Here is a 24,358-nt window from a genome sequence, read left to right on the forward strand (position 1 = left end):
CACATGAACGCCATTGCCCGCCTGCTGCAGCCCCGCAGCGTTGCCGTCATCGGCGCGTCCGCCGACGCCCAGAAGACCGCAGGCCGTCCGGTCGCCTATCTGCGCAAGCATGGGTTCCGCGGCGAGATCTTTCCGGTGAACCCGCGCGTGGACAGCATCGATGGCCTGCGCTGCTATGCCGACATCGCCTCGCTGCCCAGCGTGCCCGACGTGGGCATCGTGCTGCTCGGCGCCGAGCGCGCCCACCTGGCGGTGCGAGACCTCGCGGCGCGCGGCACGGCAGCGGCCATCGTGCTCGCCAGCGGCTACACCGAAACGGGCGAGGAGGGCGCGCGCCGCCAGGCGCAACTGATGGAGGCGGCGGGCCCCATGCGCCTGCTCGGGCCGAACACCATCGGCCTGGTCAACCTCACCGACAACATCGTGCTCTCGGCCAGCGGCGCGCTGGAGATGGACCATTTTCCGCAGGGCGCCGTGGGCGTGGTCTCGCAAAGCGGCGGCATTCTGGGCGCGCTGCTCTCGCGCGCCGCGGCGCGTGGCATTGGCCTGTCCAAACTCATCTCCACCAGCAACGAGGTGGACCTGGACCTGGCCGATTTCATCGACCACCTGGCCGACGACGAGGCCACCAGGGTCATCGCGCTGTATGTGGAAAGCGTGCGCCACCCGGAGCGCTTCCGCCAGGCTGCGCTCAAGGCCGCGCGCGCCGGCAAGCCGGTGGTGGCCTTCAAGATCGGGCGCTCCGAAGCCGGCGCGCAGGCCGCCGTGTCGCACACCGGTGCGCTGGCGGGCGCGGACCGCATGTACGACGCGCTGTTCAAGGAAGTGGGCGTGATCCGCGCGCAGTCCTTCAGCGATCTGCTCGACATGCCGGTGGCGCTGTCCACCGGGCGCGTGCTGCGCGGCAAGCGCGTGGCCGTGCTCACGTCCACCGGCGGGGCGGGCACGCTGGTGTCCGACAGCCTGGGGGTGACGGGTTTCGAGACGCCCGCGCCCGACGAGGCCACGGCCCAGCGCCTGCGCGATCTGCAAAACGGCAGCCACGCCGCGCTGGACCGCAACCCGATCGACGTGACGCTCGCGGGCTTGCAGCCCGATCTGCTGCGCGGCGCCATCAAAGCCCTGCTCGAGAGCCCGAGCTACGACGCGCTGACCATCATCGTCGGCTCGTCCAGCCTGGCCATGCCCGAGTTGATGGCCGGGGCGATTCAGGATTGCTTGCCGCTGAGCGACAAACCGGTGATCGCCTTCGTGAGCCCGCACGCGCCCGATGTGGCGGCCCTGCTCACGCAGCGCGGCGTGCCGGCCTTCACCTCGGCCGAGAGCTGCAGTGTGGCGCTGGCCGGCATGCTGCATGCGCGCCAGTGGCGCGAGCCTGTGGCCGCGTTGGCCGGTGCGCCCGTGTCGGTGCAGGATCTCGGCATCGGCTCGCTCGACGAGGCCGAATGCAAGCGCCTGTTCACGCGATTCGACGTGCCGTGCACCGCCGAGACCGTGGTCACCACGGCAGCGCAAGCCGAGCAAGCCGCGAAGGCCATGGGCGGGCGCGTGGTGCTGAAGATGCTGAGCCGTGAGATCACGCACAAGAGCGATGTGGGCGGTGTGGCCGTCGGCGTGAACGCCGAGCAGATCGGCGCGCGCATGGCGGCCATGGCCGACGAGGTGCACCGCAAGGCCGGTGTGCGACCCGATCGATTCCTCGTGCAGGAGATGGTGTCGGGTGGCACCGAGTTGATCCTGGGCATGCACCGCGACGTGCTGGGCACGGCGATCCTGCTGGGCATGGGCGGCATCACCGCCGAGCTGCTGAAGGACACGACGATGCGCATGATGTCACCCGACGCGGGCCTGAGCCCGGCGGTGGCCGAAGAGATGGTGCGCGAGCTCAAGACCTGGCCGCTGCTCGACGGCTACCGCGGCCGGCCCAAGGCCGACGTGGACGCGCTGGTGGCCACCATCGTCGCGTTCTCGCGCATGGTGGCGCAGCTGGGCGATCGCGTGCTCGAGGCCGAGATCAATCCGGTGTTCGTATTGCCCCAGGGCCGCGGGGTGAAAGCCGCCGACGGCGTGGTGGTGTTGGCCTGAGGCACTACAGTGCAGGGCATGAAAGACGACTCACAAGAAGCGCAAGCTGCTCAAGAAGCTCCAGTCCTGATCGACGACCTCACCGCACGCGCCCGCATCGAACGCGTGAAGACCGCCCATGGCGTGGTCACCTGGCGCGCCTTCGGTGCCGGCAGCCCGGTGGTGTTGCTGCACGGCGGGCATGGCAGCTGGCTGCACTGGGTGCGCAACATCGACGCGCTGGCCACGCAGCACACGGTGTGGGTGCCGAACATGCCGGGCTATGGCGATTCCGACCTGCATGGCGAAGGCCTGCCCGCGTTGCTGGACGCGACGCTGGCCACCTTGAATGCCGCGATCGGTGCCGACACGCCGATCAACCTGGTGGGCTTTTCTTTTGGTGGCCTGGTGGCCGCGCACCTGAGCGCGCGGCGGCCCCACGTGCAGCGGCTCGCCTTGCTCGGCTCCGCGGGCCACGGCACGCGCCGGCGTCCCAAGGGCGAACTCGTGCACTGGGCCGAGGCGTACCGCGCGGGCGACGCGCCCGCGCTGGAGCGCGCCATGCGCCACAACCTCGCGATGCACATGCTCAGCGTGCCGGCGGACGACATCGATGCGCTGGCCTTGCGCGTGCACACCGAGGCCTGTGTGCACACGCGTTTTCGCAGCAAGAACATGGGGCGCGCAGGTGGGCTCATCGAGTTGCTCGCCACGCGAGAAGGGCCGACCCTTCTGGCCTGGGGCGAGCACGACGTCACGGCCGATCCCGAGGTGCTCGTGCCGCAACTCAGTGCCGCCGTTCCCCACAGCCGCGCGCACATCGTGCGTGGCTGCGGCCACTGGGTGCAGTACGAGGGCGCCGATGTGGTGAACCCGATGCTGGTCGCGTGGCTGCGCGAGCCCCTGTCCGCGGCCTGATCAGTCGGCGGTGATGCCGGAGTCCTTGATGAGTTTGGCGTAGGCCACGCGCTCGTCCTTCACCAACTGGTCCAGCGCCTGCGGGCTGCCCGGCAGCGGGATGTTGCCGCTGGCCGCGAACTGGCCGCGCAGCCGGTCGCTGGCCAGGGCTTTCTGAATGGCCGCGTTCATGCGCGCGAGCACGTCGGGTGGCGTGCGCGCCGGCGCGAACACCGCGAACCAGTTGCTGGCCGAGAAGTTGGGTAAACCCGCTTCCACCATGGTGGGCAGGTCGGGCAACACGGTTTCGCGCGTTCGACCCGTGGTGGCCAGGGCGCGCAAGGCACCGGACTTGACCTGGCCCAACACCGTGGGCACGGAGTCGAAGAGCAGGTCGATCGTGCCGCCGGCCAGGTCCGTCAGCGCGGGCGTGGTGCCCTTGTAGGGAATGTGGCGCAGCTGGATGCCGGCCGCGCGCTGGAAGGCCGCGGCCGCGAGGTGCGTGTTGGAGCCGTTGCCGGCCGAGCCGATCGTCAATTCACCCGGCTTCTGCTTCGCATGCGCCACCACGTCGGCCACGGACTTGTAGGGCAGGCCCTTGCGGGCCAGCAGCACGTAGCCGAAGCGGGCCACCGAGCCGACCGGCGCGAAGTCTTTTTCGGCGTCGTATGGCAGGTTGGACATGAGCACCGGGTTGATCACGAAGTTCGCGGCGCTGCCCAACAACAGGTTGTAGCCATCGGGGTCGGCCGTGGCGACCGCGCGCGAGGCGATGGCGCCGCCCGCGCCCGGGCGGTTGTCGACGATGAGCGGCTGCCCGAGCAGTTCGCCCATGTCCTGCGCCAGCGCGCGGGCCACGAAGTCGCTGCCGCCGCCGGGCGCGAAGCCGACGATGAGGCGCACGGGCCGCTGCGGCCAGTTGGTCTGGGCATGGGTGGATGCAAAGGGCGCCATGCCGGTGGCGAGCAAGCCCGTCAATGCCTGGCGGCGGGTGAACTGAAGCATGTGAAGTCTCCTCAGGTGGGTTGTGGTGGGTGCGGGGGCGCGTCCGGCGCGGTGTAAGCCGCGCCATCCGAGAACAAGGCTTCGATCTGCGCGGGCGTGTAGCCCAGCTCGGAAAGAATGGCGGCGGTGTGCTCGCCGATGTGGGGCGCGGGCAGCCGCACCGAGGGCTCGAAGCCGCTCATCTGCATGGCCGGGCGGATGTGGCGGATCTGTCCCTGCGTGGGGTGGCTGCCGGTTTCGAGCAAGCCCACGTCCTGCAAATGCGGGTCGGCCACCAGCGAGTCCAGCGTGTGGCACGGCATGCACGGAATGTCGTGCGCGAGGAGCAGGTCGACGAGTTCCGCCGTGTCGCGCGACGCGAGCAACTCCGCGCGCAGCGCGAAGAACGCCGCGATGTGCTCGATGCGCGCCAGCGCCGTGGCAAAGCGCGCATCGGCCGCGAGGTCCGCGCGCCCGAGCGCATGGAACAGCTTGTGCACCTGCGCGTCGGTGTTGGTGGTGATGCAGACGTAACCGTCGCGCGTGCGCACCGGCCTGGCGTTCGCGTCGAGCAGACGGCGGTCACCCAGCGGGCCTGTGGGCGGTTCGAAGCTGTGGCCGTACAGGTGCTCGCTCAACAACAAGCCCGCGTAGCTTTCGAACATCGGCACCTCGATGGTGCGGCCTTCACCGTCGCGCTCGCGCGCGAACAGCGCGGCCAGGATCGCGTGGGCCACCATGAGCCCGGCCGTGCGGTCGATCACCACATAGGGCACGTAGCGCGGCGCGCCGTCCGCGCCGCTCATCAGGCTGGCCAGGGCGGTGCCGCCTTGCAGGATGGAGTCGTACGCGGGCCGTCCCGCGTAGCGGCCACCGCTGCCGAACCCGACGATGCCGCAATAGACCAGGCGCGGGCAGCGCTGCGTCAGTTGTTCGCTGCCCAGGCCCAGGCGCTCGGCCGCGGCGGTGCGCATGTTGTGCAGAAAGACGTCGGCGGTATCGACGAGCTGCATCAAGGCTTCGCGCCCCGAGGCCTGCTTCAGGTCCAGCGAGATGCTGCGCTTGTTCCGGTTCATGTGCATGAACTTGCCCGACATGCCGGGCGTGCGCGACTTGCCCGAGATCCAGCGGATCACGTCGCCGGACTTCTCTTCCACCTTGATGACCTCGGCACCGTAGTCCGCCAGCACCTGGGTGCAATACGGTCCCACCACCGCCGACGTGAGGTCGACCACGCGCAGGCCCGCCAGCGGAAGGCGAGGCCCTGTTGCCGATGCGGAAGCGGATTTTTGAATGGCCATGATTTGGTTGCAATTGACTTCTAGTTGGTTTATTCTAACAACCAAATCAACCAGCGACTTCCTGATGAAAACCCGAATCACCAAGCTACTGGGCATTGCCCACCCCATCGTCCAGGCGGGCATGAGCTGGGCCTCGTCCAGCGTGGCGCTGCCGGCCGCGGTGTCCAACGCCGGCGGCCTGGGCGTGCTGGCCGCGGGGCCGCTGCGCACGCCCGATTTCGTGCGCATGCTCGGTGAGCTGGCGGCAGCCACCGACAAACCCTTTGCGGTCAACATCCCGCTGTACCGGCCCGGCGTGCAGGACCTGCTGGACGCCATGCACCAGCGGCGCGTGCCGGTGGTGATCGCCTCGCAGGGGGGGCCGCGCGCGCACCTGCAACGCTTTCGCGACATCGGCGCCACCTGGATCCAGGTGGTGTCCACGCTGGAACACGCGAAGAAGGCGGCGGACGCCGGTGTCGACGCGTTGATCGTCGTGGGCTCCGAGGCCGGCGGGCATCCGCCGGTCAACGACGTCAGCACCCTCGTGACCGTGCGGCGCGTGCTGCAGGAGGTGTCGATCCCCGTGATTGCCGGTGGCGGCGTGGCCGATGGCTGGGGCATCGCGGCCCTGCTCGCGCTCGGCGCGGACGCGGTACAACTGGGCACACGCTTTTTGCTGACCGAAGAAGCCACGGTGCACGCCAACTACAAGGCAGCGGTGCTCGAGGCCGACGTGCACGACACGGTACTGGTGGGTCGCCGCAGCCTGCCGGTGCGCGGCTTGCGCAACGCCTTCGCCCAGGCCATCTTCGACGCCGAGCGCGATCAGGTGCCGCAAGAAGACTACGAAGCCTTGTTCAAGAAAAGCACCCTGAAGCAGGCCGCGCTCGATGGCGACATCGAATGGGGCAAGGTGGAGCTGGGCCAGTCCGCCGGCCTGGTGCAGCGCATCCAGCCCGCCGCCGAGGTCATGGCGCAACTCGTGCGCGAACTGCGCGAAGCCACCGAACGCATGAAGACCATGGGCGCGGTCAGCGCCTGATCACCATCAACATCAATCCCCTATGGAACACCTGCTCATCGAAGACCGCGGCGCCGTCCGCATCCTCACGCTCAACCGGCCCGAGAAACACAACGCGCTCAACACGCGCCTGACGCAGGAACTGCTCGACAGCCTGCGCGCCGCCGACCGCGACGGCGCCATCCACGCCGTGGTGCTCACCGGCGCGGGCAAGTCCTTCTGCGCGGGCGCGGACACCACCGAGTTCTCGGCGCTCACGCCGGAAGACCCGCAGGCCGTGACCGCGCGCGCCGATCTCACCACGGCCCTGCACCTGGTGTTCTCGCAAATGAACAAACCGGTGGTCTCCGCCGTGCGCGGCAACGCGTTGGGTGGCGGCGCGGGCTTGGCCATCGCCTGCGACCTGTGCGTGATGTCCGAGACCGTGCGCTTTGGCTACCCGGAACTCAAGCACGGCATCGTCGCCGCCGTGGTCATGGCCAACCTGGTGCGCCAGGTGGGCCGCAAGCAGGCCTTCGAACTCGTCTCGCTGGCCGAACCGCTCGACGGCGTGGGCGCAAAAGCCTGGGGCCTGTGCAACCGCGTCGTGCCCGACGCCGAGGTGCTGGACGAGGCCGTGAAGATGGCGACCACCATCGCGGGCTGGAACCCGCTGGCCATGGCCACGACCAAGCGCAGCTTCCACCGCGTGGCCGACCTGGCGCTGGGCCCCGCACTGGACATCGGCCGCGATGCCAACGTGATGATGCGCGGCTTCCGAAAGGCCAAGGCATGAGACCGCTCGAAGGCCTCACCATCCTGGACCTCTCGCGCGTCCTGGCCTGTCCGTTTGCCTCGATGATCCTGGCCGAACTGGGTGCCGACGTGATCAAGGTCGAGCAGCCGGGCAGTGGCGACGAAACGCGTGCCTTCGAACCTGTGGTGGAAGGCGAGGGAGGTGACGTGTCGGCCTATTACCTGGCCTTCAACCGCAGCAAGCGGTCCATCACCGTGAACCTGCGCAGCGCGGAAGGCCAGGACATCGTGCGCCGCCTGGCCACACAGGCCGACGTGGTGCTGGAGAACTTCCCCGTCGGCACGATGAAGAAATTCGGCCTGGACTACGCCACGCTCTCCGCGCTCAATCCGCGCCTGGTGCACGTGAGCTGCACCGGCTTCGGCATGACCGGCCCGTATGCGAAACGCAAGGGCTACGACACGGTCTTTCAAGCCATGGCCGGCATCATGAGCCTGACCGGCGAGCGCGGCGGCGGGCCGGTGAAGCCGGGCCTGCCCGTGGCCGACCTGAGTTCGGGCCTGTGGGTCTGCGTCGCCATCCTCTCGGCGCTGGCCGGGTGCGAGAAGACCGGGCGCGGCAGCCAGGTCGACTTTTCCATGTTCGACGGCCAGGTGGGGCTGCTGTCGCTTGCGGCCGCGCGCTGGTTCACGCTGGGCGAGGTGCCCGAGCGCCTGGGCACGGAACACCCCGGGCGCATTCCGTCTGCGGCCTTCGTCTGCGCGGACGGCAAGTGGGTGCAGATCACCGGCAGTGACCAGCATTGGGCGCCGCTGTGCAACCTGCTCGGGCTCGAAGCCTGGGCCACGGACGCCAGTCTCGTGCGCAACGCCGACCGCCTCGCGCGGCGCGAAGAAGTCATGGCCGGATTGCAAGCCGCCATCCGCAAGCTGGACCGCGACGAACTCTGCCGCCGCTGCGATGCGGTGGGCGTGCCGGCGGGGCCGATCCTGCAGGTCGACGAGGTCGTCGCCAACGAGCACGTGAACGCGCGCGGCATGGTGATCGAGTACGACCATCCCCTGATCGGCCGCTTCAAAGGCATGAAGGTGCCGCTGCGTTTTCACGGCCTGGACGACCCCGAGGCCACCCGCCCACCGCTGCTCGGCGAACACACGGACGACGTGCTGCGCGAGAAGCTCGGCCTGCGCGACGAAGAGCGGGACGCGCTGCGCGCGATCGGCGCCATCTGAATTCCAACCACCCCAGGAGACACCCATGAACCCCATTCGCCGTGCCCTGATGGCCGCTGCCATCGCCGTCTTCCCGCTGTCACAAGCGCTCGCGCAGGACGCGTACCCCTCGCGCCCGATCCTGTTGGTCAACCCCTACGCGGTGGGCGGCCCGGCCGACCTGCTGGGCCGTGCGCTGGCCAAGGAGCTGGGCGACGCGCTCGGCCAACCCGTGATCGTCGAGAACAAGGCCGGTGGCGGCGCCAGCATCGGCGCCGCGTTCGTGGCCAAGGCCGCACCCGATGGCTACACGCTGCTGATCGGCACCGCGGCCGCGCACACGGTCACGCCCGCCGCCACCAAGGTGCCGTACGACGGCATCGCCGACTTCGAGTTCGTCGGCATGGTGGCCAACGTGCCCAACATCCTCACGGTGCACCCCTCGGTGCCTGCGAAAAACCTCAAGGAACTGATCGCGCTGGCCAAGGCCCAACCCGGCAAGCTGAGCTACGCCTCGGCGGGCATGGGCAGCTCGCCGCACATCGGCGGAGAAATGTTCAAGCACGCGGCGGGTGTGCGCCTGGTGCATGTGCCGTACCGCGGCGCGGCGCCGGCCGCCACCGATCTGGTGGCGGGTTCGGTGGACGTGGGCATGCTGAACATCTCGGCCGTGCTGCCCTTCATCAAGGCCGACCGCATGCGCGCGCTGGCCTATGGCGGCAGCAAGCGCTCGGCCGATCTGCCCGATGTGCCGACGTTTGCGGAAGCCGGTGTGCCAGGCCTGGAGACCGGCAGCTGGTACAGCCTGGCCGTGCCGGCGAGGACGCCCGCCGCCGTGGTGGACAAGCTCACCAAAGCGCTGCAGAAAGTGCAGTCGCAGCCCGAATTCAAGAAGCTGCTGACTGCGCAGAATGCGGAAGTGATGCCGCAAATGAAGGCGCAGGCCACCGAATACATCCGGGCCGATGGCAAGCGCCTGGCCGAGCTGGTGAAGGTCACCGGCATGAAACTGCAAGACTGAACCGCACGATGAAAAAACTTCCCGAACTCACCATGCTGCAGCTGGAGCTGCAAGGCCCCGTGGCCACCGTCTGGCTGAACCGGCCCGACAGCCGCAACGCGCTCAACCTGGCCATGTGCCGCGAGATCACCGCCGTGTGCGAGGCGCTGGACGCCGACGATGCCGTGCGCGTGGTCGTGGTGCGCGCCCGTGGCGCCGTGTTCTGCGCCGGCGCGGACCTGAAGGAACGCCAGGGCTTCAGCACCGCCGACCTGGTGGCCCGCCGCGTGGAAGGCTTCACCGCCTACGGCGCGCTGGAGGCCTTGTCCAAGCCGGTCATTGCCGCGGTGCAGGGCCCGGCCTTCGGTTCGGGCGGCGAAATCGCGGCGGCGTGTGACTTCGTATTGGCCACCACGCAGGCCGCGTTCAAGTACCCCGAGGTGGGTTGGGGCACGGTGGGTGCGACGCAGCGCCTGCCCCGCATCGTGGGCCGCCGCATGGCCAAGGAACTGCTGTTCACCGGCCGCGTGGTGGATGCGCAGGAAGCGCTGGACCTGGGCCTGGTCAACCACGTGTATGCGCCCGAAGCGTTCGATGCGCGCATCGCCGAGATGGCGGCGCAGATCGCCGCGGCCAACCCGCTGACCGTGCAGCTCACCAAGCACAGCATCGACGAAGGCCTGGACACGACGCGCGAGGGCGCCATGGCCATCGAACTGCTGGCGATCCAGAAGAACCTGCGCCACAGCGACTGGCAGAAGGCCATCGCGGGCTTTGGCGCGAAGGAGGGCACCGATGCAGCTGCTCGATGAACACCGGGTGCCGGTGCCACTCACGCTCTCGCATGTGCTGAGCGCGACGGTACGGGCGCGCGGCGCCGAAGAGGCCTATGTGGGTCCGGGTGAGCGCATGACCTGGAGCGGGTTGAACGCCCAGAGCCGAAAGATCGCCGCGGGCTTGCACGCGGCCGGCATCCGCCAGGGCGATCACGTCGGGCTGATGCTGGGCAACTCGGGGCTGTGGATCGCGGCCTTCTTCGCCTGCGCGTCCATCGGCGCGGTGACGGTGCCGGTCAACACCCGCTTCAAGGCGGAGGAGCTGGCGTTCTGCCTGAAGCAGGCGGACGTGAAACTGCTGCTCTACGCCGACAGTTTCCTCGGTCTCGATTTCACGGCGCTGCTGCGCCAGGTCGAACCGGCGGTCGACGCACAACTGCCCGGCCAGGCCTTGCCGCTGCTGACGCAAGCGGTGGTCGTGGGTGGCGCTGCGCCGCGTGGAGCGCGCACCTTCGACGCGTTTCTGGCCGATGGCGCTGGCGTGCGGGATGCGACGCTGGAACAGATATCGGCTCAGGTTTCGCCGCACGACACGCTGCTGATCCAGTACACCTCGGGCACCACGTCGTTCCCCAAGGGGGTGATGCTCAGCCACGCCAACATGCTGGGCGATGCGGCTTCGGTGGCGCGCCGCATGGGCGTGAAGGCGGCGGACCGCTATTTCAGCATCCGGCCCTTCTTCCACGTGGCCGGCAGCACGCTGTCGGTGCTGGTGAGCCTCACGTCCGGCTGCTGCCTGCTGAGCCTGCCGAAGTTCGACGTGAAGCAGGCGCTGGACGTGCTGGAAACCGAGCGTTGCACCTTGACCTCGGGCAACGACACCATTTTCCTCATGCTCATGGGGCACCCCGATTTCGATGCGAAGCGCCTGCACCTCCAAGGTGGATGGGCGGCCGCCGGGCCGGAGGTGATGCAGAAGATCCGCGATGTGATGCAGGTGCCGCACATCTGCAACGCCTACGGCCAGTCCGAGGCTTCGCCCAACGTGCTGCTCAGCGACCACGGCGATGCGTTCGAGCTGCGGCGCGATGGCTTCATGCTCCCGCACCCCGGTGTGGAGGTGCGTCTGGTGGACGCCGACACGGGCGCCGTCGTGGCGCCCGGTGCTGGTGCGGGCGAGATCCAGGTGCGCGGCTGGAACGTCATGCGCGGCTACTACAACATGGCCGAGGCCACGGCCAAGGCCTTCACGGCCGATGGCTGGTTGCGCACCGGCGATCTGGGCGAACAGCGCGGCGATGGGCGCATGCGCATGGTCGGCCGCTTGAAGGACATGTTCCGCGTGGGCGGCGAAAACGTGGCGCCGGCGGAGGTGGAGGAGGTGCTGCATGCCCACCCCGCCGTGCAGCAGGCCCAGGTGATCGGTGTGCCCGATGCGCGCCTGGGCGAAGTGACCGGCGCGTTCGTGCTGCTCAAACCCGGTCAGCAGGCCAGCGGCGAAGAGCTCGTGGCCTGGTGCAAGGCGCGCTGCGCCAACTTCAAGGTGCCGCGCTACATCGCGCTGGTCGACACCTTTGAGCACATCGGCATGACGGGCAGCAGCAAGGTGCAGAAGAACAAGCTGCGCGAGCATGCCATCCAGCACTGGAACATCCGGAACGACACGGTGGCCGCATGACGACGAACGCGCAGAACTTTTCACTGGAAGACGATGGCCGCGACGTCGTGCTGTGCGAGTGCTTCGCCCGCGACGGCCTGCAGCACGAGCCGGCCTTCATGCCGACCGAGACCAAGGTGGCGCTGGTGCAGCGCTTTGCCGAGCTGGGCTTTGCGCGCGTGGAAGCCACGTCGTACAGCAACCCCAAGGTGATTCCGCAGTTTGGCGATGCCACCGCGATGCTGCAGGCGCTGCCGCGCCGCAGCGGCGTGTTTTACAAGGCCACTTGCGCCAATCTGCGCGCGGTCGAGCGTGCCATCGCAGATGCGGACGCCGGATTTGGCGCCACCGAGATCAGCTTGCTGGTCTCGGCCACCGACACCCATTCGTTGAAGAACCTCGCGCGAACGCGAGAGGATCAATGGAACAACATCCGCGAGATGGCCGCTCTGGCGCTGGGGCGGTTTCGCCTCATCGGCACGGTGTCCATGGCCTTCGGTTGCCCCTTCGAAGGCAGCGTGGACCCCGACAGCGTGATCGCCGACGTGGGCCGTATGCGCGACGCCGGTGTGCGCCACGTGGCGCTGGGCGACACCACTGGCACGGCAACACCGGTGACCACCAAGGCCTTGTTCTCGCGCATGCGCGCCGAGTTTCCCGACGTGGTGCCCATCGCCCATTTCCACGACACACGGGGCACGGGCCTGGTGAATTACGTGGCCGCGCTGGAGGTGGGCGTGAGCCACTTCGACTGCGCCTTCGGTGGCGTGGGCGGGCACCCGACCAAGGTGAAGTACGGCGGTGGGCACACCGGCAACGTGTGCACCGAGGACCTGGTGGATCTGTTCGAGAACATGGGCGTGCGCACCGGCATCGACATGGATGGCCTGCTGGCCACGGTGGAGGCTTGCGAACAGGCCCTGGGCCGCGAGCTGCATGGGCGCGTGGCGCGCAGCGGGCTCAATCCGTTGCGTCAGCGCATGCCCGCCAGTTCGTTCAACCGCGACAGCAGGTAGCGCATCTCGACCAGATCGACCGAGCCCTCCGCGCTGTCTTTGGCGGGGGTGGCGGTGCGGGCCTTCTTTCGCGACGCCGGGCCGGCATCGCCATCGCTGCCGTCGTCCACGCCATTGCGTTCGTTCTCCAGCGCGCGTTTGGCGCTGACCGTCAACAGGCCCAGGATTTCGATCAGCTGCAGCCGCTGTTCGTCTTTCAAGGGACTCAACAACCGCTCGTTGCGGGCGACGGCATCTTCGAACGCGGTTTGATACAAGGCCTTGCCCTTGGGGGTGAGGCTCAGCATGACGCCCCGGCCATCCGAATCGCTGCGCTCGCTGGCCACCAGGCCGCGTTCGATGAGGCCGGAGATCGTGCGGCTGGCGTAACTTTTCTCCAGGCCCGCACGGCGCCCCAGCTCTTTCAGCGACAGCGGTGCAAAACCGCCGAGCTGGCCCAGCGATCGCCACTCGAGCAAGGTCAGGCCGTACTTGCGCTCCACCCGCAAGGTCGTCGTGGCCGAGGAAAGATTGGCCAGGGCGTGGATGCGGGTCGAAATGAGATCGCTCATCACCCGCGGTACAGGCACGGTGCGCTTGGACAGGCTCATGGATGCGTCACCCGCAGGAAATCAAACATCGTTTCATTCTAAGTGGCGCCATTTCGCCGCGATCGCGCACAAGGCGGTCAGTCCGCCTTGATGTTCGCCTTGCGCACCACGTCCTTCCACACCACGATCTCGCGCTCGAGGTGGGCCTTGAATTCGGCCGAACTCGAGACCTGCATGTCCACGCCTTCGGACTTCATCTTCTGCACAAGGTCGGGCGCCTGGCATGCCGTGGTGAGTTCCTGGTGGAGCCTGGCCACGATGGGCGCGGGTGTGCCGGCGGGCGCGGCAAATCCCCACCAGCCGGTCGCGTCGTAGGCCGGGTAGCCCGACTCCGCGATCGTCGGAATGTCTGGAAACGCGGCGGCCCTGCGCGCGCTGGTGACCGCGAGGGCGCGAACCCTGCCGGAGCGGATGGCCGCCGCGGCGCCCGAGTAGGTGCTGAAGGTGCAGTGCACCTGGCCGGCCATCACGTCGTTGATCGCCGGTGTCGTTCCCTTGTAGGGCACGTGCAGCATCTGCACGCCGGCCTGCATGTTGAGCAGCTCACCCATCAGGTGCGCGTTGCCGCCGTTGCCCGACGAGGCAAAGGTGTAGTGGCCAGGGCGCTGCTTGGCCGCGGCCATGAATTCGGCGACCGACTTGAACGGCAGCTCGCTGTTGACGATCAGCAGGAACGGGGCACGGGCCACGAGCGCGATGAAGCTGAAGTCGTTGATCGAGTCGTACGGCAACTTGGGCAACAACGCCGCGTTGATGGCGTGCGAGCCCGGCACCTGCAGCAGGGTGTAGCCATCGGGCGGCGCCTTGGCCACGAACTGGGTGCCGATGAGCGTGTTGCCGCCGGGCCGGTTGTCGACGATGACGGACTGGCCGATCGTGCGCGACATCTTGTCGCCGATGGCCCTGGCCAGCACGTCGTTGATCGCGCCGGGCGTGTAGGGCACGACGATGCGGACGGGGCGGTCCGGAAACGTGTCCTTGGCCCAGACCTGTCCCATGGGAACGGTCGACGCGAGGGCGGCGGCGCCCATGTGGCGCAGCATGTGACGCCGGTCGGGGCGGGGTGGTGTCAGATCACGCATGTTGTCTCCTTGTGTTGAGCTTGTCCGGGGTGCTGGCCAGTCGAACGCCGCTGCCCGGGCCGGCCAGCACCGGCACATGGCCATCGCGCGCGTCGAATCCGCTGAAGGGGTCGTCGAGCAGGTGCTCCGATTCGGCGATCTCCGCGCCGCCGTCGACCGACTTCAACACCGCCGCCAGGTGCGCGGCTTGCGAGGACGCAAGGCGCGGCGCGAAGATGGCGCCCAGGCGGCAGCGCACGCCCGCGGCTTCGCAGATGTGCACGGCCTTCAGCGTGTTGCGCAGCCCGCCCAGGTACGGCACCTTGAGGTTGTAGGAGTGGGCCGCGTCCATCTTGATCAGGCGCACGAGGCCCGCGAGCGAGCCGATCGATTCGTCCGCCTCGATGCGCAGCAAGCCGCTGTCGGTCACGCGCTTGAGCCCATCCACGTCGGCGGCGGGCACGGGCTGCTCCATCAGCGTGACGTTTTCGTGTTTCAGCGCGCGGCAGACTTCGATGGCATTGGACGCTTCGTAGGCCTGGTTCGCGTCGACGGTCAACAGCACGCTGTCGCCGACCACGGCGCGCACGGCCCTGACGCGGGCAATGTCGGCGTCGCCATCGCCATTGAGTTTCAGCTTGAGACCCCGATAGCCTTGCGCATGCAGGCGCCGGGCCTGGCTGGCCATTTCGTCCGGCGGCTTGATGGGGATCAGCCGCGTGGTGGGGATGGACTGCCGCACCGCGCCGCCGAGCAGCGCGTGAAGCGGCAGGTTCAACACCCGGGCCGCGAGTTCGAGCGCGGCATTGGTGAAGCCCGCCTGCACGCTGGGCCGGTCGGCGCACACGGCCATCAACGCCGACAGAAGCCCTTCCTGGTCCAGCGCGCTGTGACCGTGCGCCACGCCCACCGCGGCCTCGATGGCCGTGCGCATGCCCTCAATGTCGGGCTGGGCAATGGGCGTCGAGAGGATGTGCCCCCAACCCGCTTCCCCCGATGCGTTGCGCAGTGTCACGATCCAGCCGTGGATCTGCGGGATGCCGCCGCGCGCGAACTTCCAGGTGGGGTCTTCCTGGCGCTGGATGCAAGGCGTGATCTCCACCTGCTCGATCGTCAAGTCGGGTGAAGCGCTGCTGCGGTTGCTCAATGGCCACTCCATATAGATGTCTCAAGAAACCAGATTGGATCATACTGGTTTCTAAAGTCAACTATATGGGTAAATAAATTAACCAGATGAAAACCCTCATCCAGGGCGTGCCTGCGGGTTGAGCACGTTGTTCAGGCGGCCTTCGGCGTAGGCGACGATGTGGTCGAACGCGATGCCGAAGTAGCGCTCGTAGTTGTCCTTTTCCACATAACCGATGTGGGGTGTGCACAGCGCATTGGGCAGGCGCAGCAAGGGGTGGTTAGCGCCCAGCACCGGCTCTTCTTCGTACACGTCGACGGCCGCGAAACCGGGCCGCCCCCGCACCAGGGCCTGTTCGAGCGCGCCGCGTTCGATCAGCTCCGCGCGGCTGGTGTTGACCAGCAGCGCCGTCGGTTTCATGCGCGCCAGGTCGGCGGCGGTGACGATGCCCAGCGTGCCGTCGAACAGGCGGATGTGCAGGCTGATCACGTCGCTTTGTTCAAAGAAGGCCTCGCGCGAGGGTGCGACCTCGAAGCCATCGGCGCGCGCGTCGGCGGTGGACGCATCGCGGCCCCACACCCACACGGACATGCCGAAGGCGCGGCCGTACGCTGCCACTTGCCGGCCAATGCGGCCGTAGCTCCAGATGCCCAGGCGCTGGCCGCCCATCTGCTGGCCGAGGTGCCCTTGCCATTGCCCCGCGCGCAGCCGGTTGACCTCGCTCACCAGGTGCCGCCGGCTGGCGAGCGCGAGTGTCCACGCGATCTCGGCCGTGGCCGAACCCGCGCCGCTGCCCTCGGCCACCAGCACACCGCGCGCGGTGCACGCGTCCAGGTCCACATGGCCCGCGAGCTTGCCGGTCTGGCAGATCAGGCGCAGCTGGGGCAGGCGGTCCAGCAAGGCCGCGTCGATGCGGGTGCGCTCGCGGGTGAGCACGATGGCTTGCGCATCGGCGAAACGCGCCGCCAGGGCATCGGTGCCCTGGACGGAATCGTTGTAGATGCGCACGTCGTGGCCGGCGAGCCTGGCGAAACAGTTGAGACCGCGTACGCAGTCCTGGTAGTCGTCCGGAATAGCGATGTGCATGGGTATTTATTGAAGTGTGATCTGCAGCTGTTGCACCGTCTGTTTCCAACTCGCCAGGTCCTTGCGCACCAGTTCCGTGTAGTCCTCGGAAGACATGCCGCCGGGCTCGATGCCCTGGGCCTGGAACAGTTCGCGCACCTCGGCCGAATCGAGCGCGCGCTTGACCTCGGCGTGCAGCGCCTGCATGACGGGCGCGGGCGTGCCGCTGCGCGCGAACAGGCCGTACCAGCCGTGCACGCCGAAGCCGGGGTAGCCTTGTTCCGCCACCGTGGGCACATCGGGCAAGCCCGCAAAGCGCCGCGACGGTGCCACCGCGAGGGCGCGCAGCTTGCCGGTCTTGATCTGCGTGAGCGCCGAGCTCATGTCGAGGAACATGAACTGGATCCGGCCGCCCAGCAGGTCCTGCACCGCGGGCGCCGCGCCCCGGTAGGGCACATGGGTCGCGCGGATGTCGGCGCGCTGCGCGAACAGGGCCGAGGCCAGGTGCGCCGAGGTGCCGTTGCCCGATGAGCCGTAGTTGACGCTGTTCGGGTTGGCCTTGGCCATGGCGACCAGCCCTTGCAGGTCCTTGGCGGGAAAGTCGGGCCGCACGACCAGCGCGTGCGGGATGAAGCCCACGACGGTGAGCGGCGCGAAGTCGCGCAGCGTGTCGAAGGGGTAGTTGGGCATGAGCGCGGGGTTGGTGACCGCGAGAATCGACGGGAACACCAGGGTGTAGCCGTCGGCGGGCAGGCGCATGACGTCGCTCATGGCGATCACGCCGCCACCGCCGGGCTTGTTCTCGATGACGACGGTCTGCCCGATGGCGGTCGACATGCTCTTGCCCACGGCGCGCGCCATCAGGTCGGTGGGCCCGCCGGCCGCGAAGGGCACCAGGATGCGGATCGGCCGGTTGGGGAAGGGCGTCTGCTGCGCGTGCGCCATCAGGGGCAGCGTCGTCAGGCCCGCGCCCACCCAGGCGTTGAAGCGGCGGCGCGACAGGCGGCTGTCATCGGTCATGTCTTGTCTCCTTGTCGTGAATCGAACCTGGGCAGCTTAGGTGGCTTGCCCGGCGCGCGCACCACCCCATTTCCAATCAGTGGAAATGGCGACCGGCGGAAAAACCAGGTCCCGACACACCGCAAAAACGCGGGTTTGATTTCCGGTCATAACGTTTATCATTCCGTTCGTCGGTCGCTTTCCTGCATTGGGCGCTCCCTGTGTTTGGAAATTTCGGGCGATACCGCCCCCGTTTCCTGACACAGAGCCCACACCATGCCGACCCAATCCCAGCGCCTTTCCGCCCGTTTCTTCGTGATGGCCGCTGGCGTGGCCCTGGCTTCGTGGACCGGCATGGCCACCGCGCAGGACAAGGCGCCGGTGGGTTACGTCAAGAACGTCAAGGGCACGGCCACGGTCACGACCGATGGCAAGGTGGTCGAAGCCCAGCCCGGCACACCCCTGCACCAGGGCAGCGCGCTCAAGACCGCCGCGTTATCGAGCATGGGCGTCATGTTCAAGGACAACACCATGATGTCCTTCGGGCCGAGCACGGAGCTCACCGTCGAGGACTACCTGTACGAGCCGGGCGAAGGCAAGCTCAAGCTGGGTGCGCGCATGGGCAAAGGCACGCTGGACTATGTGTCAGGCGTGATCGCCAAGCTGCAGCCCGATGCCGTGACGGTCAAGACCCCCACCGGGATGATCGGCGTGCGCGGCACGCAGTTCCTGCTCAAGGTCGCGGAAGAGTGATGTGATCACTTGGCGCTGAGCACGATCCGGTCGCCCAGCGCGTTCTCCGCCAGCCGCGCCGCGTACAAGGCCACCAACGGGTCGTGGGGGTGGCTCTCCCGCAACCGGTCAAAGCGCTCCCGCGCGGACGCGTCGCCATCGCGCACCGCTTCGTAGGCCGCCTCGTATGTCGCCTGAGGCGCATACCCCGGCGGCGGTACGTCGGGCAGCGGCTCGAACACCTGCAGCGCGAGCTTCTTGCCCATGAGCACGAGTTGGCCAACCGGCCGGGCCAGGACGTTGGTGCAGGCCGACAGCGTGGTCTGCGAGACGCAGATCCGCGTGCCCAGGTGCTTGTTCGCGCTCTCCAGGCGCGCGGCGGTGTTGACCGGGTCGCCGAGCGCGCGGTAGTCAAAGATCGCGCCGCCGCCGAAGTTGCCCACGATGACCTCACCCGAGTGCACGCCGAAGCGCGTGTGCCCGAACGCGATGCCTTTGCGCTGCAGATCGCGCGCGTAGGCGGTGGCGAAGGCATGCATCTCCATCGCGCAGTCCAGCGCGCGCTGCGCGTGGTCGGGCTGCACCACGGGCGCGGAGAACATGATGGCCAGGGCGTCGCCCACGATGCGGTCCAGCGTGCCCTGGTGGCGGAAGGCGATGGAGATCATCGCTTCCAGGTAGCGGTTGAGCAGGGTGACCGCCGCGGCGGGATCGATCGACTCCATCAGCGACGTGAACCCGGCCAGGTCGGTGAAGATGAAGCTGCAGTGCTGGCGCTTGCCGCCCAGCTCCAGCTGCCCCGGGTTGTTCATCAGGTACTCGACGCGGTTGGGCGATACGTAGCGCGAAAACGCTTCCTTCACCCAGCGCTGCTGCCGCTCGCTCCAGAAATGCCGGCACAGGCTGGCCAGCACGAACGCCACGGCCCAGGCCAGCGCGGGCGTGAAGCTGTCGAGCAGCAAGCGGTGGCTGGAGAACGCCGACCAGCCGCCCCACAACACGCCGGCGACCAGCGCGAGTGAGAGGGCCGCGGCCCACAACGATGGCACGAAGATGCCGATCCACACCACCGCCACACAACCCAATACCACGGCGATCGCCTCGGCCGCCACGGCCCAGCTGGGTCGGTTCAGGTAGTGCCCCGTGAGCATCTGTTCCAGGGCTTGTGCATGCGCCTCGACACCGGGCATCACGCGGCCCAACGGGTTGAAGCGCAGGTCCATCAGGCCTTGCGCGGAACTGCCCACGAGCACGATGTGGCCGTCCAGCAGAGCGGGGTCCACGTCGCCGACCAACACTTTCCACGCCGGCACGTAGCGCTCGACCTGCGCTTCTGTGTAGTGCAGCCACATTTCGCCTTGGGCGTTGGTGGGCACGCTGACCTGGCCGATGCGCACCTGCGCCAAGGCCGGCGCGTCGCCCTCAGCGCGCCGGAGGATGTAGTTGTCCGTGCCCTGGACCACGCGCAGCAGCTCGGCGCTCAGGCTCGGCACGGGCGTGTCACCCAGCGCCAGCACCAAGGGCACGCGGCGCACCACACCGTCGCCATCGGGCACGAAGGTCAGCGCGCCGCTTCCGCTAGCCGCTGCATCGAGCGGCGGCAGCGGTGGCACCGCCGTGGGAAATCCGTGCAGCGCCTGGGGGCTGGGCTCACCCATCCACACATAGCGGTAGGGCGCTTTCGGGGTGGCGGCCTGCTGCGGTGACGTTGCCGCGGTGTCGCTGCGCAGCGCGAAGCCCAGCACCACGTTGTGCCGGGCGATGGCGTTGGCAAAAGTCGCGTCGTTGTCCGGCAGCGCCTCGATCGCCCGTGCCTGGCCGGGCGACAAGGCCCAATCGACCGAAGCGCGGCGCGGGGAGGTGCGATCGGGCTCGGCAAACACCACGTCGAAGCCGATCGCCGCCGCACCCTTGGCGCCCAGTTGCTCCACCAGCTCGGCCAGTTTGTTGCGTGGCCAGGGCCATTGGCCGATCTTCTCCAGGCTGGCTTCGTCGATGTCGATGATCCGCACCGGCACCGCCTCGTAGGCGCGCGGTTGCCAGCGCTGGTACTGGTCGAACCCCTGGTGCCGCAGCGATTGGAGCGCCAACGGGTCCGCCAGCACCAGCACCAGGCCGAGCGCGGCCGTCGCGAGGCTGAGCAACGCGGCGACCGAGCGCAGGGAGAGCATTCGCTTCATGCCGCGCTCAGGACCCCCTGATGCCCCACGCCTGCTTCTCGGTGTGGCTCAGGGCGCCAATGACCTCGCGCGCATGGACATCGCCCTGCGTGACGATGGCCGAGAAGCGTGCCCATTGCAGAAACCCGAAGCGAAACAGCTCGGGGTTGAAATACAGGTCGGTCTGCCGGCGCGACTCGGACTGCCGCGACACGCTGTAGAGCACCGACACATTGAGCAGGTACGCCACGAGCGAGGGCACGCGGTAGCGCTGCTTTGCGCGCGGCTTGAGCCGGTCGAACAGCACCTGCCAGGCGCCGGGCATCTCATCGAAATTGAGCGTGCGGGCGCGCCGCGCGCTCAGGTCCACACCGATCACCTTGCCGACCCCGCGCATGTTGCGCATGACATCGGCCGGGAAGTTGTTGAACGTGCCGCCATCGCAGAACAGTTCACCATCCACCACCACCGGCGGCAGCGCGCCGGGAATGGCAATGCTGGCCCGCAGCGCGCGGCCCAGGTCGCCTTTGTGCAATTGCATCTCGCAGCCCTGCGAGTAGTTGCTGGCGATGCAGAAATAGCCTTTCCAGAGATCGGCGATGTCGACCGGCCCACCCATCAGCGCCGCAATGGAGCGCTCGACAACGGTCCGCACCCGCCGGCCCTTGATCAGCGAAATCAGGGGCAGCAGGTTGTAGTCGCCGGTGGGGTTGATCTTGAAGGCCTGCCGGATCACGTCCATGGTGGTGGGGATGTCGCGGTCGGCGGCAATGGCCGCGGCCATCACGGCCCCCATGCTGGTGCCGCCGACACAATCGATCTCGATGCCCAGATCGTCGAGTGCCTTCCAGACGCCCAGGTGCGCAAAGCCGCGCGCGCCGCCACCGGCCAGCACCAGGCCCACCGCGTTGCGGCTCAGCAGGCGGGCCAGGCGCGCAATGTCGGCATCGAGCTCGGGGCGCAGGTTCACGTGGCCCGTGACGGGCCGGCGGTCGACCCACTGGCGCATGCCGAGTGGCGACTGCGTGCTCACGGGGTGCAGCAACACCAGCGTTTCCGCGGCCTCGTTGCGCTGCGGCGGGTTGACCATGCAGGCCGTCTCCACCGGGTGAATGGCGGCGGGTTGCGTCGCGTCCGCCAGCAGCAGCACCTCGTCGCTCTGGCTGATGCACAGCCGCGTCCAGTCGGTCGGCGCGGGGTCCGCCACCATCAGCACGAAGTCGTGCTCGGCTTCCAGTTCTTCCAGCACCGCCGCCGCAGGGGATGACACGGTGGAGGCATCCACCCAACAGGCACTGCCGAACCGGCCCAGCGCCTGCGCGAGCCGCTGCGCGATGGCCGCGGTATCCACGCCACCGGTGATCGGCAGCAGCGTCACCGTGACGGGCGGGGGCAGGGGACGTCTGTCGTTCTGCGTCTGCAGCCGATCGATGATTTTTCGGGTCAGCGCGATCGACACCTGCGGGTTGCGCGCCACCAGCGCGGTAAAACGCGCCTTGTCCAGCCGCACCACCACGGTGCTGCGGATGGCCACCACCGTGGCCGATCGCGGCGCATCGGTGTAGAGGCTGATTTCCCCCGTGATCTCGCCACGCCCGAGCTCGCGCACCATGCGCGGCGCGCCGTCATCGGTCTTGACGTACACGCGCAAGCGGCCGCTGATGGTCAGGTAGGCGGCATCGCCAGGCGCGCCCTGTTCCATCAGCACATCGCCCGCGCGCAATTCAATCCATTGAACGCTGTCCTGCATGTCACGCAGCGTCTCTGCGTCAATGTCGGGGAAATTGCTGCGCAGATAGACCGCCAATAGATCGCGCCGCTGCTCGCCTTCGTCGTTTTCTTTTTTCATATCGCAAAGGTCGGAAAAATCGATGAGTGTACTGATACTGTTAGGGGGTATTGGCTTTTCGCAAGAATGGCATCATTCCGCTTTCCCATTGATGGCAAATCGCCGAATCATTGGCGTCAAAAAATAGAAGAATCTGAAATGAAAAACCTTCGCCGTTGGGTGCCGATCCCGAGCTTTCTGTTCTCCCTGTTGTTCCTGTCGGCCTGTGCACCCACCATTCCGCGCTCCTATGTTGTGCTGGTGCCCGATCCGGATGGCGCCGTGGGCCAGGTGACCGTGACGGGGCAAAAGGGCAGCCAGGTGTTGACGCAGGCCGGGCAGATGGCTGGAATCGATGGCCGGGAAGTCAAGGCCGAACTGGGTGGGGCGCAATTCGCTGCCGATTTTTCGGAAGCCAAGGCCGCGCTGCCCGCATCGCCCGAGCATTTCATGCTGTATTTCGTCAGCGGTGGGAGCCGGTTGACCGCCGAATCAGAGAGCCAATTCAGCGAGATATTGAAACGTTTGAAGGGCAGGGACGCGAATGCGGTTGTCGAGGTGGTGGTGATTGGGCATACCGATACCGTGGGTGGTGCCGAGGACAATCTCGCGCTGTCGGCGCAGCGCGCCAAGGCGGTGGCCGATCGTTTGCGCGCGTCGGGGCTGAAGTTTTCCGCGTTGACGATGGAATCGCACGGCAAGAAGAACCCGCTGATTCCCACCAGGGATGGCGTCGCGGAGCCACGCAATCGCCGCGTGCAGGTCACGATTCGCTGAACCGCTAACAGAAGACCCTTGCCCGGCACGGAATGCTGCGTCGCAACAAAATCGCCCCATGCCTGCCCACCCAGCCCCTACCGAAAACACTGCCACAGATCCCGCTTTTCGCACCACCGTCTGGGCCTTGGGGCTCGGTGGTTTCGCCATCGGTACCGGCGAGTTCGTCATCATGGGTCTGCTGCCCGAGGTGGCCACGAGCCTGGCGGTCAGCATTCCGCAGGCCGGCCATGTGATCAGCGCCTATGCGCTGGGCGTGGTGGTCGGGGCGCCCTTGCTGGCCATCCTCACCGCCCACTGGCCGCGGCGCATGTTGCTCGTCGTGTTGATGGTGCTGTTCGGCCTGGGCAATCTGGCCAGCGCGGCCGCGCCGGGCTACTGGAGCCTGAACCTGCTGCGTTTCATCGCCGGCATGCCGCACGGCACCTACTTCGGTGTGGCATCCCTCGTGGCGGCCTCGCTGGTGCCGCCGGGGCGCCGGGCGCAGGCGGTGGGCTTGATGATGCTGGGCCTCACCGGCGCCACGCTCATCGGCGTGCCCATGGCGGCCTGGCTGGGGCAGCACTGGGGCTGGCGCAGCGCCTTCGTGCTGGTCGGGGTGATTGCCCTGCTCGCCAGCGTGCTGATCCACCGCGCGCTGCCCCATATCCCGGCACCCGAGGGCGCGAGCCCGTTGCGCGAACTGGGCGCGCTGAAGAACGCACAGGTCTGGCTCACGCTGGGCACCGGCGCCATCGGCTTCGGTGGCATGTTCGCGGTGTTCAGCTACATCAAGCCGACCTTGATCGAGGTCACCGGTCTTTCACTGGGTGCGGTGCCCTTGGTGCTGGCCCTGTTCGGCGTCGGCATGATCGCCGGCAACCTCGTGGGCGCGCGCCTGGCCGACAAGGCCTTGCTGCCCACCATCGGCGGCACGCTGGTGTGGTCGGCGCTGGTGTTGCTGTTGATGCAGCTGACCGCGCCCCATGCGGCCGCCGTGTCGTTCAACGTGCTGCTGGTGGGCACCGTGGTGGCGCTGGCGCCCGCGCTGCAGATCCGCCTGATGGACGTGGCCGGCGATGCGCAGGCACTGGCCGCCGCGTTGAACCACTCGGCCTTCAACCTGGCCAATGCCCTGGGTGCGTGGCTGGGCGGCCTGGCGATTGCCGCGGGTCTGGGCTGGACGTCGACCGGCTGGGTCGGCGCGCTGCTCGCGGTCGGGGGGATGGTGGTGTTTGCCGCTTCGATGTGGTTGCAGCGGCGGCGCAGCGCGCCCCTGGTCGCCGCGACACAGGGCTCTTAGTCCAGAAGCACCAGCGCCTGGGCAAGGTCGCCGATCAGGTCGTTGCAGTCCTCCAGGCCGATGTGCAGGCGCACGAGTTGTCCCCGCCCGGCCC

General features: G+C 68.0%; 21 protein-coding genes. 12 read left to right on the forward strand and 9 right to left on the reverse strand.

Annotated features, from left to right (window positions below; all coding sequences use genetic code 11):
* Nucleotides 1-3: 3 nt before the first annotated feature.
* Both FFS09_RS06530 and FFS09_RS06535 read left to right on the forward strand, forming a co-directional pair.
* Nucleotides 4-2,085, forward strand: a complete 2,082-nt coding sequence (locus tag FFS09_RS06530) for an acetate--CoA ligase family protein (RefSeq protein ID WP_171019886.1) — start codon at nt 4-6, stop codon at nt 2,083-2,085.
* Nucleotides 2,086-2,103: 18 nt separating this feature from the next.
* Nucleotides 2,104-2,982 (forward strand): alpha/beta fold hydrolase, encoded by an 879-nt coding sequence (locus FFS09_RS06535; protein ID WP_137918054.1) that lies wholly within the window; start codon nt 2,104-2,106, stop codon nt 2,980-2,982.
* Here FFS09_RS06535 and FFS09_RS06540 read toward each other — a convergent pair whose 3' ends face one another.
* A complete protein-coding gene (locus FFS09_RS06540; protein ID WP_137918055.1) occupies nt 2,983-3,966 on the reverse strand; it encodes a Bug family tripartite tricarboxylate transporter substrate binding protein in 984 nt (327 codons plus the stop codon).
* Between the two features lie 11 nt (nt 3,967-3,977).
* Nucleotides 3,978-5,246, reverse strand: a complete 1,269-nt coding sequence (locus FFS09_RS06545) for a CaiB/BaiF CoA transferase family protein (protein WP_137918056.1) — start codon at nt 5,244-5,246, stop codon at nt 3,978-3,980.
* Between the two features lie 64 nt (nt 5,247-5,310).
* Here FFS09_RS06545 and FFS09_RS06550 point away from each other — a divergent pair, with 64 nt between their 5' ends.
* The 7 genes from FFS09_RS06550 to FFS09_RS06580 are packed head-to-tail and all read left to right on the forward strand — an operon-like array spanning nt 5,311 to nt 12,645.
* Nucleotides 5,311-6,270, forward strand: a complete 960-nt coding sequence (locus FFS09_RS06550; protein WP_137918057.1) for an NAD(P)H-dependent flavin oxidoreductase — start codon at nt 5,311-5,313, stop codon at nt 6,268-6,270.
* Between the two features lie 22 nt (nt 6,271-6,292).
* Entirely contained in the window at nt 6,293-7,024 is a 732-nt protein-coding gene (locus FFS09_RS06555) for an enoyl-CoA hydratase/isomerase family protein (protein WP_137918058.1), read from the forward strand.
* Entirely contained in the window at nt 7,021-8,217 is a 1,197-nt protein-coding gene (locus FFS09_RS06560; RefSeq protein WP_137918059.1) for a CaiB/BaiF CoA transferase family protein, read from the forward strand. Before FFS09_RS06555 ends, FFS09_RS06560 begins: the two co-directional genes overlap by 4 nt.
* Nucleotides 8,218-8,242: 25 nt before the next feature.
* A complete protein-coding gene (locus FFS09_RS06565; protein WP_137918060.1) occupies nt 8,243-9,217 on the forward strand; it encodes a Bug family tripartite tricarboxylate transporter substrate binding protein in 975 nt (324 codons plus the stop codon).
* Between the two features lie 8 nt (nt 9,218-9,225).
* A complete protein-coding gene (locus tag FFS09_RS06570) occupies nt 9,226-10,008 on the forward strand; it encodes an enoyl-CoA hydratase/isomerase family protein (RefSeq protein ID WP_252374259.1) in 783 nt (260 codons plus the stop codon).
* Nucleotides 9,992-11,650: an AMP-binding protein gene (locus tag FFS09_RS06575; protein WP_252374260.1), complete on the forward strand. Its 1,659-nt coding sequence runs from the start codon at nt 9,992-9,994 to the stop codon at nt 11,648-11,650. The genes FFS09_RS06570 and FFS09_RS06575 overlap by 17 nt, the downstream gene beginning before the upstream one ends.
* On the forward strand, nt 11,647-12,645 hold the full coding sequence (locus FFS09_RS06580; RefSeq protein WP_137918061.1) for a hydroxymethylglutaryl-CoA lyase: 999 nt from the start codon (nt 11,647-11,649) through the stop codon (nt 12,643-12,645). The genes FFS09_RS06575 and FFS09_RS06580 overlap by 4 nt, the downstream gene beginning before the upstream one ends.
* Here FFS09_RS06580 and FFS09_RS06585 read toward each other — a convergent pair.
* From FFS09_RS06585 to FFS09_RS06605, 5 genes are all read right to left on the reverse strand, one after another.
* Nucleotides 12,603-13,235: a MarR family winged helix-turn-helix transcriptional regulator gene (locus FFS09_RS06585; protein WP_137918062.1), complete on the reverse strand. Its 633-nt coding sequence runs from the start codon at nt 13,233-13,235 to the stop codon at nt 12,603-12,605. The two genes, FFS09_RS06580 and FFS09_RS06585, sit on opposite strands and share 43 nt — an antisense overlap.
* 77 nt (nt 13,236-13,312) lie before the next feature.
* A complete protein-coding gene (locus FFS09_RS06590) occupies nt 13,313-14,317 on the reverse strand; it encodes a Bug family tripartite tricarboxylate transporter substrate binding protein (RefSeq protein WP_171019887.1) in 1,005 nt (334 codons plus the stop codon).
* Nucleotides 14,310-15,443 (reverse strand): mandelate racemase/muconate lactonizing enzyme family protein, encoded by a 1,134-nt coding sequence (locus FFS09_RS06595; protein WP_171019888.1) that lies wholly within the window; start codon nt 15,441-15,443, stop codon nt 14,310-14,312. The genes FFS09_RS06590 and FFS09_RS06595 overlap by 8 nt, the downstream gene beginning before the upstream one ends.
* A gap of 96 nt (nt 15,444-15,539) precedes the next feature.
* The gene (locus FFS09_RS06600) at nt 15,540-16,508 is read right to left on the reverse strand and encodes a D-2-hydroxyacid dehydrogenase family protein (protein ID WP_137918065.1); all 969 of its coding nucleotides are present in this window, start codon (nt 16,506-16,508) and stop codon (nt 15,540-15,542) included.
* Nucleotides 16,509-16,514: 6 nt separating this feature from the next.
* On the reverse strand, nt 16,515-17,507 hold the full coding sequence (locus tag FFS09_RS06605) for a Bug family tripartite tricarboxylate transporter substrate binding protein (RefSeq protein WP_137918066.1): 993 nt from the start codon (nt 17,505-17,507) through the stop codon (nt 16,515-16,517).
* 255 nt (nt 17,508-17,762) lie between these two features.
* Here FFS09_RS06605 and FFS09_RS06610 point away from each other — a divergent pair, with 255 nt between their 5' ends.
* Nucleotides 17,763-18,239, forward strand: a complete 477-nt coding sequence (locus FFS09_RS06610; protein WP_137918067.1) for a FecR family protein — start codon at nt 17,763-17,765, stop codon at nt 18,237-18,239.
* Nucleotides 18,240-18,244: 5 nt separating this feature from the next.
* Here FFS09_RS06610 and FFS09_RS06615 read toward each other — a convergent pair whose 3' ends face one another.
* Together FFS09_RS06615 and FFS09_RS06620 are read right to left on the reverse strand one after the other, a co-directional pair.
* Nucleotides 18,245-20,398, reverse strand: coding sequence for a CHASE2 domain-containing protein (locus FFS09_RS06615; RefSeq protein ID WP_252374261.1), 2,154 nt, complete (start codon nt 20,396-20,398; stop codon nt 18,245-18,247).
* A 7-nt stretch (nt 20,399-20,405) separates the two neighbouring features.
* Nucleotides 20,406-22,226 carry a patatin-like phospholipase family protein gene (locus FFS09_RS06620; protein ID WP_137918068.1) on the reverse strand — a complete coding sequence of 607 codons (1,821 nt, stop codon included), beginning with the start codon at nt 22,224-22,226 and terminating at the stop codon, nt 20,406-20,408.
* A 66-nt stretch (nt 22,227-22,292) separates the two neighbouring features.
* Between FFS09_RS06620 and FFS09_RS06625 the strand changes: the two genes are divergently transcribed.
* Both FFS09_RS06625 and FFS09_RS06630 read left to right on the forward strand, forming a co-directional pair.
* Nucleotides 22,293-22,982 carry an OmpA family protein gene (locus FFS09_RS06625; protein WP_137918069.1) on the forward strand — a complete coding sequence of 230 codons (690 nt, stop codon included), beginning with the start codon at nt 22,293-22,295 and terminating at the stop codon, nt 22,980-22,982.
* A 58-nt stretch (nt 22,983-23,040) separates the two neighbouring features.
* On the forward strand, nt 23,041-24,264 hold the full coding sequence (locus FFS09_RS06630) for an MFS transporter (RefSeq protein ID WP_137918070.1): 1,224 nt from the start codon (nt 23,041-23,043) through the stop codon (nt 24,262-24,264).
* Nucleotides 24,265-24,358 lie beyond the last annotated feature (94 nt).

The organism is Hydrogenophaga sp. 2FB, from assembly GCF_005503365.1.
Lineage (GTDB): Bacteria > Pseudomonadota > Gammaproteobacteria > Burkholderiales > Burkholderiaceae_C > Hydrogenophaga.

Bases quoted from the DNA above. Each gene is read 5' to 3' on its own strand.
- FFS09_RS06530 (WP_171019886.1), top strand. From the start codon at position 4: ATGAACGCCATTGCCCGCCTGCTGCAGCCCCGCAGCGTTGCCGTCATC.
- FFS09_RS06535 (WP_137918054.1), top strand. From the start codon at position 2,104: ATGAAAGACGACTCACAAGAAGCGCAAGCTGCTCAAGAAGCTCCAGTC.
- FFS09_RS06540 (WP_137918055.1), bottom strand. From the start codon at position 3,966: ATGCTTCAGTTCACCCGCCGCCAGGCATTGACGGGCTTGCTCGCCACC.
- FFS09_RS06545 (WP_137918056.1), bottom strand. From the start codon at position 5,246: ATGGCCATTCAAAAATCCGCTTCCGCATCGGCAACAGGGCCTCGCCTT.
- FFS09_RS06550 (WP_137918057.1), top strand. From the start codon at position 5,311: ATGAAAACCCGAATCACCAAGCTACTGGGCATTGCCCACCCCATCGTC.
- FFS09_RS06555 (WP_137918058.1), top strand. From the start codon at position 6,293: ATGGAACACCTGCTCATCGAAGACCGCGGCGCCGTCCGCATCCTCACG.
- FFS09_RS06560 (WP_137918059.1), top strand. From the start codon at position 7,021: ATGAGACCGCTCGAAGGCCTCACCATCCTGGACCTCTCGCGCGTCCTG.
- FFS09_RS06565 (WP_137918060.1), top strand. From the start codon at position 8,243: ATGAACCCCATTCGCCGTGCCCTGATGGCCGCTGCCATCGCCGTCTTC.
- FFS09_RS06570 (WP_252374259.1), top strand. From the start codon at position 9,226: ATGAAAAAACTTCCCGAACTCACCATGCTGCAGCTGGAGCTGCAAGGC.
- FFS09_RS06575 (WP_252374260.1), top strand. From the start codon at position 9,992: ATGCAGCTGCTCGATGAACACCGGGTGCCGGTGCCACTCACGCTCTCG.
- FFS09_RS06580 (WP_137918061.1), top strand. From the start codon at position 11,647: ATGACGACGAACGCGCAGAACTTTTCACTGGAAGACGATGGCCGCGAC.
- FFS09_RS06585 (WP_137918062.1), bottom strand. From the start codon at position 13,235: ATGAGCCTGTCCAAGCGCACCGTGCCTGTACCGCGGGTGATGAGCGAT.
- FFS09_RS06590 (WP_171019887.1), bottom strand. From the start codon at position 14,317: ATGCGTGATCTGACACCACCCCGCCCCGACCGGCGTCACATGCTGCGC.
- FFS09_RS06600 (WP_137918065.1), bottom strand. From the start codon at position 16,508: ATGCACATCGCTATTCCGGACGACTACCAGGACTGCGTACGCGGTCTC.
- FFS09_RS06605 (WP_137918066.1), bottom strand. From the start codon at position 17,507: ATGACCGATGACAGCCGCCTGTCGCGCCGCCGCTTCAACGCCTGGGTG.
- FFS09_RS06610 (WP_137918067.1), top strand. From the start codon at position 17,763: ATGCCGACCCAATCCCAGCGCCTTTCCGCCCGTTTCTTCGTGATGGCC.
- FFS09_RS06615 (WP_252374261.1), bottom strand. From the start codon at position 20,398: ATGAAGCGAATGCTCTCCCTGCGCTCGGTCGCCGCGTTGCTCAGCCTC.
- FFS09_RS06620 (WP_137918068.1), bottom strand. From the start codon at position 22,226: ATGAAAAAAGAAAACGACGAAGGCGAGCAGCGGCGCGATCTATTGGCG.
- FFS09_RS06625 (WP_137918069.1), top strand. From the start codon at position 22,293: ATGGCATCATTCCGCTTTCCCATTGATGGCAAATCGCCGAATCATTGG.
- FFS09_RS06630 (WP_137918070.1), top strand. From the start codon at position 23,041: ATGCCTGCCCACCCAGCCCCTACCGAAAACACTGCCACAGATCCCGCT.